Source organism: Paenibacillus vini (genome assembly GCF_018403325.1).
GTDB lineage: Bacteria > Bacillota > Bacilli > Paenibacillales > Paenibacillaceae > Fontibacillus > Fontibacillus vini.
This window is the reverse complement of sequence record NZ_BOSL01000021.1, coordinates 1-14,187: the sequence shown is the minus strand read 5'-3', so window position 1 is coordinate 14,187 and position 14,187 is coordinate 1. Positions and strand designations below refer to the sequence as shown.

Genomic DNA, 14,187 nt, shown 5'->3' with positions numbered 1-14,187 from the left:
TCACCCTTCGCGCTAAACTCTTCCTGCCGTACTATCTTCCGACCTGCTTACCTCAACCACCCTCGGCAAGGTAATCGTTACTACTGTACCTTTCCCAACCTCGCTGTCGATCGACATGTTCCCCTTATGCCCTTCGATAATTCGTTGCGTTACCATCAGACCGAGGCCGGTTCCTTTTTCTTTGTTGGTATAAAACGGTTCCCCGAGTTTATCCAGCCTTTCCTTCGATATCCCTTCGCCCTCGTCAATGACTTGAATAACAGCTTCCCGTTCGTTCTCGCCATCAAGGCAAAGCGTAATGGTTCCCCCGTTAGGCATGGCTTCCATAGCGTTCTTCAATACATTGATGAACACCTGCTTTAATTGGTTCTCTTCACAGTGTACCAGAATGGGGGCCGACGAGAAATGGGCCTTAAATTCAATATTATGTAGGTGAGCTTCACTGTCCAACAGAGAGATAACATCCCCCAAGGTGAAACGGACATCCTTGGTCTCGTACTGTACCGCCTGCGGCTTGGCGAGAATCAAAAATTCGCTCACGATCAGATTGATTCGATCCAATTCGGATAACATAATATCCGTATGCATTTGATTGATCATTTTAGTCCGTTGCTGCATTTGCAGAAACCCGCGTAGCGTCGTAAGCGGATTACGGATTTCATGGGCCACCCCAGCAGCCAATTGTCCGACAGTCGTTAATTTTTCCGAGCGGCGAAGCAGCTCCTCCATTTTATTATGCTCCGTCATATCCCGGGAGATGCTGATAAAAGCTACAATAAGTCCGTCTTCATCATACACCGGAGACTCGCTAATGCTGACATGCACTTCGGTACCGTCTTTGCGAAGCCTTACCGTCTCCGTCAGGACAAAGGGCCGGCCTTGTCCGACTTCCTTAGACCACCCCGCCTGTTCATCCGCCTTCGAAGGGGGAATAAACTCCAGCCTGGAGCCCACGATCTCTTCGCTGGTCCAACCGAACAGCTCCTCAAAGGCCGAATTCACCCGCAGGATGCTTCCGTCCAAATCCGTTACATGGATGGCATCCGCAGTTTGGTTAATAATCGACTCCAAATGCTCCTTCATCTGCCGATTTTCTTCGTTCTTCTGCTTCAATACCGTCATGTAATGACCCATGCTATCCGCCATCGTATCAATTTGCCGGACTAATTGGCCCAGCTCATCTTTTCTGTTGGTCTGTATGCGGGTATCAAAATCTCCCGTAGTAAGACGACCGACCTTAATGAGAATTTCCTGTAAAGGCCGAATAAGTTCCCCTGCCAAAATATAACTTGAAAAGATAACGATTTGCAGTAAGACGAGGGAAATGGACAGCTGGCTCCACATATGTTTGGAGATTGCCGACGAAATCGGCTCATAACTGGAAATAATCCGGATCACATAGGGCTTTTGGTATAGTGGCTGTATGGGAATAAAACTATCCACAACCCTCTGACCCTCAATCTTGGTCTCAAATAACAAGGGGGTATTCTGCTGTAAAGCCTTGTGGGCCCTTTCGGCAACGAGAGTATCGTTCTTATATCGATAGGTCCCGAACATTAACGTTTGACCACTCTCAAAAATACTCGGATTAATTCCCGTTATTTCAAGCAGGTCGCTGTTGGCCTGCATCGATTCTTGTGTGATTAACTCCGGACTCGTCATACTTAGCGTATCTTCAATGAATTTGCGGTCTATTCCCGGACCTGTACCGTTCTTGATATGTTCGTACACGGAACGGCTTTGCTCGACAGCTACAGCGATCTGTTTGGCGATCAGGATCATATTGGCTTCGCTGTCTTTGCGCAGATTATCCCGGGTCGTAAAGAAGCTGAGAACGATATTTATCGTAAGCAGCGTTACCGCGAAAACGGTCATAATCAGGGAAAGCTTGATCTTAATCGACAAAATGCCTCCTCCCCCTTCGTCAATATTTGGGGATATTTGGAATGGTTCGACACTATTCTCATCATACCTGTAACGATAAGTTTTGCAAAGACGTTGAATTTCCCAGATCTATTCCCTACAATAAGTAAAAATACCTATTTATCGCCGGTATAACTTTAAGGAAAATAAGTTATGCACATATTATAAACATATCAACAATCCAAAAGTCGGATATGTGAATAAGCTTGGGGATAAAACCGGGGTTGTCCACAGTGTTGTCCACAACATGTTAACAACGAATATTTGTTCGTCGAACAACCTGTGTCTAAACTACCAAAGGAGCTGATCTATTTATGCCGCTTCCCTTTATTCCGGAACCGCCCCCTTCAACTCAATCTCACGAGTACTGGATGCAAGAGGCCATTAATGAAGCCCGGAAGGCGGAAGCCATCGGAGAAGTACCTATCGGTGCGGTAATCGTCTTCGGCGACCAAGTTGTCGGACGAGGCCATAATTTAAGGGAGAGTACCAAAGATGGCACCGCGCATGCCGAAATGATCGCTATCCGCGAAGCCAGCGAAACGCTGGATGCCTGGCGTCTGCTCCATTGTCGGTTATATGTTACTCTGGAGCCGTGTCCCATGTGTTCCGGTGCAATCGTGCAGTGCCGCATTCCTCAAGTTATCTATGGCGCACCCGACCCCAAAGCGGGTTGTGCGGGCACCCTCATGAATTTACTGCAGGAGCCGCGTTTTAATCACCGGACAGAGGTCATTCGGGATGTACTGCAAGAGGAATGCTCTTCGCTGCTTACTCAATTTTTCCGGAAGCTCCGGAAAAAGCCGTAGTATTATCCACAGCCTCACACCTGTCCACAGCCTCATACCCTCGTATGGTGTCTATTTATGATTACAAGCAAAAAACGTGCGAATCCAAGGATTCGCACGTTTTTCTCATTGAGGGCGCAATATTAATAGCCGAGGCCGCCCATTTCCTCTTCAAATTGCTCCATTGTGATCGTATCCGTCGGAATACCGATCGTGAATGCCGGCTTCTCGTTGATTTTGCTGAACGTGCTCTTCGCTTGCAGCGCCAGCTTCATCTTTTGATTCGTTTCCGGATCATTGATTTCAACGTCCATATTCATATCCGTATAAGAAGGATAGTTATCTTTATCGATCGCCGTGTTTACGGTGAACGTGTTGATCTTCAAATAATCCTTCATCTCATCCAATGCTTTGCCAAGCTCATCCTGGTTGCCTTCTTGCAGCTCTTTTTTCAACTCTTCAATATCGCTAGGCTCCAGGTTCATCAATGTACGATACTCCTCTTTGCCGATAATATCGAGTACTTTCGGCAACGCTTTGTTGATCAGAATCGTCAATGCTTCCTTAACATTGTCATTAGTCACGCTGAACTGAACGATTTGCTTCGCTTTGTAGCCGTCCGGAAGCTCTACATCCTTCGACTCCACATTTTTGAAGTAGGTTGCCGAGTCATATTCGGCCAGAACCGCGCTGGATACTTCCCCTGCGAGCTTTTGCGATTTCTCCGGATTGAACATCTCCGGATTGAATTCCTCGCCGCTTTGCTCAGCCAATTCCTTCAGGTCCATGACCAGGAACTTCCCAACTACGCTCTCCGGCATAGGGAGGAACGGAATGTTCGGGATCTTGATGAACATTTTTTCTTTTGTCATTACGAATGGAATCGTAATCGTCGTGGACATATCGCCGGTCAATTTGACCTCCAGCGTAGCCTCTGTTTGCATTGGATCCTTTTGATAAATCTGATTCACATTGATTTCCGCATTCTTCAACATAGAGAACACAGCGCCGATTTCCGCGTTTGCGGAAGATCCTGCATCAAATGTCAGATCGACAATTTTAATCTGATTGGTAGATACATAAGAATCCATTTTCAGTGCCTGAATTGCAGCGCTCCCCAGCGCCTCTTTAGGCTCCTTTTTGGCATTACAGCCGGACAGCACCAGAACCGCCGACATCATCAATACCAAAACCGACATAAAAAACTTTCTTGACATTACAAACTCCTCTCCGTCATAAAAAGACATGCAAAAATACAAACCCTTCCATATCATAAACCATTTTCATGTAAGCGGAAACCCATTTCTGAAAAATTTAGTGAATTGCATTTTTCTTGAAACGTCCGCCTTTCACATCATGGATATTTCCTACAGCCAGAAATGCATTTTCATCAAAATGGTTTACAATCTCCTTAAGCTTGGCTTCCTCCAAACGAGTAACCACGCAAAATATCACTTTTTTCGGATCGCCGGAAAAACCGCCTTCACCGGATAAATAAGTAACGCTACGACCTAAACGATTTACAATAGCATCGCCGATTTCATCGATCTGGTCGCTGATGATCCATGCCGACTTCGATTCGTTCAAACCGTCTACGACGATATCTATCGTCTTATAAGCGATATAATAGGCCAACAGGGAGAATAAAGCACGTTCCCAACCGAATACGAATCCTGCGCTGAGCAAAATGAAAAAGTTAAAGAACATAATAATTTCTCCGACGGAGAACGGGGATTTGCGCGAAATCAGGATGGCTACAATCTCGGTACCGTCCAGCGAACCGCCGAACCGGATCACGATACCTGTGCCCAGACCCAGTAAAATGCCACCAAACACGAAAGCCAACAAGGTGTCCGTGACAAAGGGTTCTACCGGATGCAGCAAGGCTGTGCCGATCGACATGACAGTAATACCAACCAAAGTAGAAATCGCAAAGGTTTTGCCGATTTGTTTGTATCCGACAATCAGGAAAGGGAGGTTAAAGAGGAATAGAAAAATACCCAGTGGTAATTTGGACAAATAGGAGGACATCACAGAAATACCGGTAACACCGCCATCCGTAATCTTATTCGGAACAAGGAATAGCTCCAGGGCAACCGAAACCAATATTGCGCCGATAATAATGAAGATGAACCTGAGCACAATGCTGCCCACGCTCCGTTGTTTATGTTGGCGCGGCTCCGATTTAGTAAAGGACTCTGGGGAAGGGATGTTAGACTCTACAAGGTTCAATCGCATCACGATCCTTTCAAAATAAGTATAGCTTTTCTCTCCATCTCTCCGTTTCATAAACCATCGGTTAAACAAAATTATCCCTATCTTTATTATGACATTTTATGAGCTTTATGTCTTGCTTAATTCAAAATTGGTATAAAATTGCCCACCCGGTACACAAATAACCCGGCACGTTATGCCGGGTTACCTCTTTTCAACGAATTAGCTTCCTTCCGGGTTGTTATGGCTGACATGATTGGCCGTCTTGACCTTTTTCGAACCGGACAACGGTTCCGGCCCTCCATGTCCCCGCTCCCGGTTTCGGTTTGTATCCGGTTGTGTTCCGGGTGTAGTATAAGTCTTTGGCTTGCTCACCAGAAACTCCCCCTTCATATAGAATGCATTACGGTATTTAACCTGCAACATTGAAGCCCGGTTTATACTGTTAAATTCATCTATAGTAAGAACCCTAAGGGTAGCCGCAAAAAATAAAAAGAGGGCGACTCCTCGCCCTCTTAACTGTATTCATTATTAAAGGATATAACTGGCGGAGAGGATGGGATTCGAACCCATGTGGAGTTGCCCCCTAACGGTTTTCAAGACCGCCCCGTTATGACCGCTTCGGTACCTCTCCAAAAAGTGAATCTGATTCGAGTAACAAATCAGATTCTATCACAGACCATAAACGATATCAAGCTATTTCCGCTTGGAAATAACCTGTAAATTACCCATGTAAGGACGAAGCACTTCCGGAATTTCTACACTGCCGTCTTCGAGCTGGTAATTTTCCAAAATGGCAGCTACCGTACGTCCGACCGCTAATCCGGATCCATTCAGCGTATGCACGAATTCCGGCTTGGCCTTCGGCTCCGGACGGAAACGAATATTAGCCCGGCGTGCCTGGAAGTCCTCCACATTGGAACACGACGAGATCTCGCGGTATACGCCGCTTTCCGGCAGCCATACTTCGAGGTCATAGGTCTTCGCGGCCGTAAAGCCAAGATCGCCTGTGCACAGCGCAAGAACGCGATAAGGCAGGTTCAACAGCTGAAGGACCCGCTCCGCATTGGCCGTCATTTGCTCCAGTTCATCATAAGAGGTCTCGGGATGAACGATTTTGATCATCTCGACCTTATTGAACTGGTGCTGGCGGATAAGGCCTCGCGTATCCCGGCCTGCCGCACCGGCTTCGGAACGGAAGCAAGAGCTGTAGGCTACATACTTGCGAGGCAAGTCTTCCGTGCTCAGAATCTCGTCACGATGATAGTTCGTGACCGGCACCTCAGCCGTCGGAATAAGATAATAGTCGCTTTCAGTCAGCTTAAAGAGATCCTCTTCAAACTTCGGCAGCTGTCCGGTACCGTAAAGGCTGTCCCGGTTCACAATATATGGTGGCAGCATTTCCTCATAACCGTGGTCATTACTGTGCAAATCCATCATAAAGCTGATCAGCGCACGCTCGAGACGCGCACCCAAGCCTTTGTAAAAAGTAAACCGGGATCCGGTCACCTTCGCTCCGGCTTCAAAATCAAGAATGCCGAGTTCTCCAGCAACGTCCCAATGCGCTTTAGGCGCGAAGTCAAATTTTCTTGGCTCGCTCCAACGACGGATCTCTACATTCTCTTCCTCTGAAGCACCAACCGGTACGCTGCTGCTAGGGATGTTCGGAATGTTCATCGTCAGCTCATCGATTTTGACTTCAAGCTCCCGGACTTCATCGTCCAACTGCTTGATCCGGTCGCCTACCTCTCTCATTTCCAAAATGAGCTCATCTGCGTTTTCTTTATTTTTCTTCCGCTGTGCCACTTCTGCAGACACGGTATTACGGCGGTTTTTAAGCGCTTCGCTCTCTTGAAGCAACTCCCGGCGCTTCTCGTCAAGCTTCGGGAAGCCAGAGATCAAATCCAAGGATTTGCCCCGGTTCTTCAGCGCCTCTTCGACACGCGCATAATCATTTCGCAATATTTTAACATCCAACATGGGTAGTCCCTCCTAGAATCATCCCACCTGCAGCCATGCCGGCGTTCTACGCTAGAACATGACCGCCGGGATCGCAGGAAAACATACATTAATTTAAGAAAGAAAACAACCTTAACCCTTGGAAAAGAGTCAAGGTTTTCCTATAGCTTTAATTCACGACTGCTTTGTTCGTCTTAATCATCTCTAAAAAGTAGCCGTGTAGGGAGTAGTCGTCCGTCAATTCCGGATGAAAGGAAGAAACCAGTAAATGTCCCTGACGGGCCGTTACGATCTCATCCTTATACGTGGACAACACCTCTACATCCTTCCCGACCTCCGTTATGAGCGGAGCACGGATAAACACCGCACGAAGAGGCTTCTCCAGCCCCTTTACGTCCAAATCGGTCTCAAAGCTCTCCCGTTGACGCCCAAAGGCGTTACGGGAGACTCTGATATTCATCAGTTCGAGATGCGCTTCTTCCCCGCCTTCGATTTCCTTGGCCATGACGATCAGCCCTGCGCAAGTTCCGAATATCGGCTTACCTTTCTCTGCAAAGTAACGGATCGCTTCGATAAAACCGTATTTGCGCATCAGCTTCCCGATGGTTGTGCTTTCCCCGCCAGGAATAATCAGCCCTTCAAGCTCGTCCAGCTGTTCGGGATGCTTCACGACAACGCCCTCGGCGCCTGCACTCTCAATACTTCGTATATGCTCTGCAACAGCGCCCTGAAGCGCCAATACGCCTACCTTCATCCTTTTACCCTTCTTCCCTTGCCCAGGCTGTCTGACCCTATCTCTGCGCGTTAAACACTAAGCGCTATGATTACCAGCCGCGATCCGACATCCGTTCAGCCGCGGTCAATTTCGAAATCTCGATGCCTTTCATCGGTGTGCCCAAGTTTTTGGACACTTCGGCAATCAATTTATAATCGGTGAAATGCGTCGTAGCTTCCACAATAGCGCGGGCGAATTTCTCCGGGCTGTCGGATTTAAAAATCCCCGACCCGACAAATACGCCGTCCGCACCTAAATGCATCATCAGAGCAGCATCCGCCGGAGTGGCCACACCGCCCGCGGCGAAATTAACAACCGGCAATTTGCCGTTCTCATGAACCTCGAGCAGCAGGTCATAAGCTACGCCCAGGTTTTTTGCTTCGGCATACAGCTCGTCCTTAGACATATTCTTCACTTTGCGAATTTGGCTGTTGATCAAACGCATATGGCGAACAGCCTCCACGATATTACCTGTTCCCGGTTCTCCTTTGGTACGGATCATGGATGCTCCCTCGCTGATCCGGCGCAATGCTTCGCCCAGATCCTTAGCTCCACAAACAAATGGAACAGTAAAATCACGTTTATCGATATGGAACACTTCATCTGCCGGGGTCAATACTTCACTTTCATCCAAATAGTCTACCCCGAGAGATTCCAGAACTTTCGCTTCGACATAATGTCCGATCCGCGCTTTAGCCATAACAGGAATGGACACTACCTTCATAACCTCTTCTACGATAGTAGGGTCCGCCATGCGGGCTACCCCGCCTGCTGCACGAATATCTGAAGGAACCCGCTCCAATGCCATAACGGCAGTTGCCCCAGCGGCTTCAGCGATCTTAGCTTGTTCGGCATTCATGACGTCCATGATGACGCCGCCTTTTTGCATCTCAGCCATGCCTCTTTTTACTCGCGATGTTCCAGTTTCCATATCCATGCCCCCCGATAATAATCTAACTTGATATTTTACAATATTCCCCTCAAATATACAACCCGTATAGTCGGAATACTAATTTGCTAGAACAGGTTTTTGATACCGTTGAACAAATCGCGGAAGAAGTCGCCGATAGCGCGCATAAACAGCTTGAACCAGCCTGCTTTCTCAGCGTCTTCAGCTGTAATCAGGTTCACTGTTTTCTCCAGCGTCTGATCCATGCCCGCAGGTTTAAACGAATACTTAACCGTTCCCACGCTAGTGCCCTGCTTCAACGGTGCCGTCAAGGTCTCGTTACCCAATGTAACTGTAGCTTGAACTCCGCTAATGTCCGCGCCCTTAGGAATAACAAAGCTAACGCCTTGGTCGCTGACGACTGGCACAGAGGTATTCTTCGCCTTTTTCACCGTAACGGTTTCCGTACCTGCTACCGTCGATTTGGGCGGAATGATTTGCTTGGTTTCAAAGTTGTTAAAACCGAAATCGAGAACTTTGCGGGTTTCTACGAAACGGGCCTTCTCTGTTTTTGTTCCCATAACTACGCTGATCAAACGCATACCGTTCCGTTCGGCCGTCCCGGTAAAGCAATTGCCGGCATTAGCCGTATGTCCCGTTTTCAGACCGTCAAGGCCCTCATAGGCAAACTGCTTAAAATTGGTTACATCTTTATTGGCTTCCAGCATCCAATTCAAGTTCGACATAGGCGCTTTATCGCGCTCCCGAAACTTTTTGCTTTGAATCGTGGTAAAACGGGTAAAATCAGGGTGATCGGTTACGATATATTTGGCAAGAATCGCTGCATCCATGGCCGACATTACGGTCTCTTTGCCGTCTTGCGTTCTGAATTCTGCAGGCATATCGGCAATGTCCAATCCGGTCGAATTGGCGAAATGCGCAGTTTTCATTCCCATTCTCTTGGCTTCATCATTCATCATTTTAACAAAAGCTTGTTCTGAACCGGCAACATGCTCCGCTAGCGCTACCGTTGCGTCATTCGCGGATGCCATAGCCATCGCCGTATACAATTCTTCTATAGTATGTTGATCTCCTTCAGCAAGAAAGATCCGGGAACCGACGGTGTTAGCGGCATTCTTTTGAACCGTTACTACATCGTCCCAGTTAAATTTGCCTTGCTTGACGAGATCCGCAACGATATATTCCGTCATCATTTTCGTCATACTTGCCGGAGGAAGAGGCTGGTTTCCATTAATATTGAGAAGGACCTGTCCCGAGACCGGCTCCAGCAAAATCGCGGAGCTTACTTGCAGATCCAGGGATTCGGCGGATGGAATTTGAGTAGCCCCAGCTTGTACTGAAGCAGGTTTGGTAGAAGTGGTAGATTCGGTCTGCTCACCCTCAGCCAGCGCCATCGCCGGGACCAGAGAGAAGCACAGCATATTCAGCAACAGAACGGACGCTACCCCTTTACGGAGTAATTTCCGTTTTGATTTCGAAGTTGTGCGGTTGTTTTCTTTCAGTTTCAATGTTCTTAAAGCTCCTCTCATATTCTCGTTCATTTGCTTTATCTATTCTATCACAGGGCCTACCGCAAAAAAAGACAGGCAGGGCCTATTTCGCCCTGCCTGTCTTGGTATATATTGGCGCCTGCCTTCTCCCATGTCCGCAAACCGGAGCTTGGAATCTTAGAGAGAGTAGTTTGGCGCTTCTTTTGTGATTTGTACGTCGTGCGGATGGCTTTCCCGGAGACCAGCACCGGTAATCCGTACAAACTGCGTATCATTGCGCAGTTCGTCCAATGTTTTGGTGCCGCAATATCCCATACCGGAGCGCAAACCGCCGATCAGTTGGGTAATTGTGTCGGAAAGCGGGCCTTTATAAGCCACGCGGCCTTCGATTCCTTCCGGAACCAGCTTCTTATCGTCGTCCTGGAAGTAACGGTCCTTACTGCCTTGTTTCATGGCAGCCAGGGAGCCCATACCTCTATACACTTTGTAGCGACGTCCTTGGTAGATCTCAGAGTCGCCAGGGCTTTCTTCGGTGCCGGCAAACAAGCTGCCGAGCATAACCGCGTGAGCGCCTGCGGCAATCGCTTTTGTAATCTCGCCGGAATATTTAATTCCGCCGTCCGCGATGATCGGCACGCCGTATTCGCGGGCTACCGTTGCGCAGTCATATACAGCCGTAACTTGCGGTACGCCAATACCTGCGATAACGCGAGTCGTACAAATGGAGCCTGGGCCGATCCCGACTTTGACTACAGAAGCGCCGGCTTCAATCAAAGCCCGGGTCGCTTCGCCAGTTGCGACATTGCCCGCGATAATGGTGAGATCCGGGTAACGTTTACGCAGTTCGGCTACGGCTTCCAGAATATTAATATGATGGCCATGCGCGGAGTCGACCGTAATTACGTCTACTCCGGCTTTTACAAGAGCTTCAGTCCGGTCAAAGGTGTCCTTGGAAATCCCGACAGCCGCACCTACAAGCAATCTGCCTTGGGCGTCTTTGGCTGCGTTCGGGAATTGAATTGCTTTTTCAATATCCTTAATGGTGATAAGGCCCTTCAACACATTATTCTCATCCACCAAAGGCAGCTTCTCGATTTTGTGTTGTTGAAGGATTACTTCGGCCTCCTGCAAGGTCGTGCCAACCGGAGCGGTTACCAGGTTCTCGTGAGTCATGACTTCGCTGATTTTAATGCTGTAGTCATGAACAAAACGCAGGTCACGGTTGGTCAAAATCCCGATCAGTTTATGCTCGTCATCCACGATCGGCACGCCGGAAATCCGGAATTTGCCCATGACGGCCTCTGCATCAGAAACAAGGTGATCCGCCGACAACGAGAACGGATTCGTGATAACGCCGCTCTCCGAGCGTTTAACCCGGTCCACTTCCTCCGCTTGTTGCTCGATCGGCATATTCTTGTGAATAATCCCGATACCGCCCTCACGCGCCATAGCGATCGCCAGCGCCGCCTCAGTTACCGTATCCATTCCTGCGCTGATCAGTGGCAGATTGAGCTTCACCTTGTCGCTCAGTTTTGTGGACACGTCCACCTCTTTTGGCAATACTTCCGACTTGCGAGGAACGAGCAATACATCGTCAAATGTAAGGCCTTCCTTATCAAATTTACTTTCCCACACCTTTGGTTTTCCTCCTTGTTTATGATCGGTTTCCGGTCTAATTTCCTTATAAATCAAGGCCGAATGGTTACTTACGAAAATATATTATTGCCATCTTAGCAAAGGGCCTATAGGCTGTCAAGGATAAGCCTGTGGAAATACGAATCGCCTTTTCAGCGCACACTACTGTCTCTTGGGAATGCACATTCTATCTTGAGCGTATATATTCGATTTGAAAATAAACTGCCCTAAACCACCGAATCCCATTCCCGACGAGGTATTACGCATATGAAAAAACCGTTATCCCCTGGATAACGGTTCAGTTTGGCCGGGCTTATGACCGGATATGCTTATTTTACAGCTTTCGGATTTTGAATGACTTGATCGAGGATCCCGTAAGCTTTTGCTTCCTCTGCCATCATAAAATAATCCCGGTCCATATCCTGAGCAATCCGTTCAATCGGTTGACCTGTTCGCTCGGCGGCGATTTGATTCAAGCGTTCTCTGGTCCGGATAATCCGTCTGGCACTGATTTCGATGTCGCTGGCTTGGCCTTGCGCCCCTCCATGCGGCTGATGAATCATCACTTCACTGTTAGGAAGCGCAAATCGTTTACCATGGGCACCGGACATGAGCAGAATGGCGGCAAAGGAAGCGGCCATACCCGAACATATCGTTTGAACATCGGGCTTCACATATTGCATCGTATCGTAGATCGCAAACCCCGCAGAGGTAGAGCCGCCGGGACTGTTTATATAAAAATGGATGTCCTTTTCAGGATCCTCCGCGGCGAGAAATAACATTTGCGCCGTGATGCTGTTGGCCACCTGATCATCAATCGCAGTGCCCAAGAACACAATCCGGTCCTTCAACAAACGAGAGTAAATGTCATAGGACCTTTCTCCATGCCCCGTTTGCTCAATAACATAAGGAATTACCGTGCTCATACCTATACCTCCTATTTTTAGGCGGCCAATTGCATATAGAGGTTGTGAATGCTCGGCGAATGGGTGCGGATCTGTGGACGCTCGGCTTTTTGCCGGGCATGCAACAAGGAAACAACGGCTTCTTTAGGCGCGGAATCATTCATCAGCATAACCATGGCAGTGGTGTTCTGCTGGCGAAAAGCTTCCAGATAAGCATAAGTCATCAACTCATCGGTCTCCGACTTGTCTCCTTCGGTCGCTCTATCCTCGGTTCTCTCCTTGGCTCCATCCTTGGCTCGATACCCTTTGTCGTCGTTATTCACTGCTACGGCCATCTTTAGCTTCGTTCGGGCCCGGTGTAGAGCTGCCTTTACAGCACCTTCCGTAGAGCCTATAAGCTTGGCTGCTTCCGCTGCGCTATATTTCAAAATATCGATCAGCAGCAAAGCCGTACGCTGTGCAGGGACCAGCGTCTGCACCAGAGTTTCCATAGCCGTATAAATCTCTAGCGGACTTATCTGGGGCACATGTAACTCGTCTTCCAGCGGTTCACGCACGGTCGATACCATTCTCTTACGGCTACGGTCAATCCATGCGTTACGGGCTATGCGGTATAAATAGGCGCGTGTAATTTGTTCGTCATCCTTCCCACCTAACAAAGCTGACCATACTTTGAGCCAGGTATCCTGAGCCAGATCGTCGCCCTCCCAAGGTGAACCCGCTAAGGAACGGCAGTATAGCCGAAGTGCCTGCTGGTGCGCTCCTATCCACTCCGATATATCCGACAGACCCTTTCGATCCGCAGTCGCCGACAGACCTTCCTCTATTTCGTTATGCATCTTTTTGGCTCACCTCCTGAAGATCTTCCTCGATCTCATTGTTATAAACGAAAAAACGCAACTTGTAGATACGGTACGATATGCAAAAATTAATTTAAAGCGCACTAATGAGCCCAGCGTATGGTTTGGCTGAATTAAGGCAGAAGGCGATCTGTTTAATACCCGTTACTCAGTCGCTTTATCGCGTACACACACTGCTGTATTTCACTTTGTTGATCTACACATTATTAATCTATACATTGCTAACCTATACATTGCTAAATTGCAAATTGCCAAACTGTACATTTTGCAAACTTTGCTTAAACTAGCCTCGCTTTAATCTCACTTAACCAATCTTACTCAAATCTCACTTAAACCAACCTTATTTATATTAACTGTAATTTCTACATCTAATTTTACACTATTAGCTTCCTGGGCTAAATTAAATGCAAAAACTACAGCTTTTTCGGAGGATTTGGGCCATTCCGAGCTGAAACCGCAGAATTAACTGTAGGTTTTACATCTATTTGTCTCAAACAAGCTCATCTTGCGAAAATAACTGTAGGTTTTACAGCTATTATTTTTGAGATAGTCCTAAATAGCAAAAAAGCACCGCCGAGGTTATCGGCAGTGCTCTTCTTCATTTGCTTGGCGGCGTCCTACTCTCCCAGGACCCTTCGGTCCAAGTACCATCGGCGCTGGAGGGCTTAACGGTCGTGTTCGGGATGGGTACGTGTGGAACCCCTCCGCCATCGCCACCAAACGGTTCA

The 14,187-nt window shown here is 48.0% G+C and carries 12 protein-coding genes, 1 tRNA gene and 1 rRNA gene; 1 reads left to right on the top strand and 13 read right to left on the bottom strand.

The window, feature by feature from the left end; translation table 11 throughout:
• Positions 1-12: 12 nt before the first annotated feature.
• Positions 13-1,905, bottom strand: a complete 1,893-nt coding sequence (locus KJS57_RS23015) for an ATP-binding protein (RefSeq protein WP_213656489.1) — start codon at positions 1,903-1,905, stop codon at positions 13-15.
• 332 nt (positions 1,906-2,237) lie between these two features.
• On the opposite strand from KJS57_RS23015, the gene tadA reads away from it, so the two are divergent.
• Positions 2,238-2,732 (top strand): tRNA adenosine(34) deaminase TadA, encoded by a 495-nt coding sequence (gene tadA, locus KJS57_RS23010; protein WP_211024638.1) that lies wholly within the window; start codon positions 2,238-2,240, stop codon positions 2,730-2,732.
• A gap of 122 nt (positions 2,733-2,854) precedes the next feature.
• Here tadA and KJS57_RS23005 read toward each other — a convergent pair whose 3' ends face one another.
• The 12 genes from KJS57_RS23005 to rrf all read right to left on the bottom strand — a co-directional run bounded on the left by KJS57_RS23005 (position 2,855) and on the right by rrf (position 14,180).
• A complete protein-coding gene (locus KJS57_RS23005; protein ID WP_213656488.1) occupies positions 2,855-3,928 on the bottom strand; it encodes a DUF6612 family protein in 1,074 nt (357 codons plus the stop codon).
• Between the two features lie 97 nt (positions 3,929-4,025).
• Positions 4,026-4,853, bottom strand: coding sequence for a YitT family protein (locus KJS57_RS23000; RefSeq protein ID WP_373316855.1), 828 nt, complete (start codon positions 4,851-4,853; stop codon positions 4,026-4,028).
• Between the two features lie 294 nt (positions 4,854-5,147).
• Positions 5,148-5,300 (bottom strand): small acid-soluble spore protein P, encoded by a 153-nt coding sequence (locus KJS57_RS22995; RefSeq protein ID WP_211024634.1) that lies wholly within the window; start codon positions 5,298-5,300, stop codon positions 5,148-5,150.
• Between the two features lie 170 nt (positions 5,301-5,470).
• Positions 5,471-5,559 (bottom strand) — tRNA-Ser (locus tag KJS57_RS22990).
• 62 nt (positions 5,560-5,621) lie between these two features.
• Positions 5,622-6,905, bottom strand: a complete 1,284-nt coding sequence (gene serS, locus KJS57_RS22985; protein WP_211024606.1) for a serine--tRNA ligase — start codon at positions 6,903-6,905, stop codon at positions 5,622-5,624.
• Positions 6,906-7,053: 148 nt separating this feature from the next.
• Entirely contained in the window at positions 7,054-7,638 is a 585-nt protein-coding gene (pdxT, locus tag KJS57_RS22980) for a pyridoxal 5'-phosphate synthase glutaminase subunit PdxT (protein ID WP_213656487.1), read from the bottom strand.
• A gap of 70 nt (positions 7,639-7,708) precedes the next feature.
• A complete protein-coding gene (gene pdxS, locus KJS57_RS22975; protein WP_211024602.1) occupies positions 7,709-8,590 on the bottom strand; it encodes a pyridoxal 5'-phosphate synthase lyase subunit PdxS in 882 nt (293 codons plus the stop codon).
• Between the two features lie 86 nt (positions 8,591-8,676).
• Positions 8,677-10,098 carry a D-alanyl-D-alanine carboxypeptidase family protein gene (locus KJS57_RS22970; protein WP_211024600.1) on the bottom strand — a complete coding sequence of 474 codons (1,422 nt, stop codon included), beginning with the start codon at positions 10,096-10,098 and terminating at the stop codon, positions 8,677-8,679.
• A gap of 138 nt (positions 10,099-10,236) precedes the next feature.
• Entirely contained in the window at positions 10,237-11,694 is a 1,458-nt protein-coding gene (guaB, locus tag KJS57_RS22965) for an IMP dehydrogenase (protein ID WP_211024598.1), read from the bottom strand.
• A gap of 329 nt (positions 11,695-12,023) precedes the next feature.
• Positions 12,024-12,620 carry an ATP-dependent Clp endopeptidase proteolytic subunit ClpP gene (gene clpP / locus KJS57_RS22960; protein WP_213656486.1) on the bottom strand — a complete coding sequence of 199 codons (597 nt, stop codon included), beginning with the start codon at positions 12,618-12,620 and terminating at the stop codon, positions 12,024-12,026.
• Between the two features lie 17 nt (positions 12,621-12,637).
• Positions 12,638-13,438 carry an RNA polymerase sigma factor gene (locus tag KJS57_RS22955; RefSeq protein ID WP_213656485.1) on the bottom strand — a complete coding sequence of 267 codons (801 nt, stop codon included), beginning with the start codon at positions 13,436-13,438 and terminating at the stop codon, positions 12,638-12,640.
• A 625-nt stretch (positions 13,439-14,063) separates the two neighbouring features.
• A 5S ribosomal RNA gene (gene rrf / locus KJS57_RS22950) occupies positions 14,064-14,180 on the bottom strand.
• Positions 14,181-14,187: the final 7 nt, after the last annotated feature.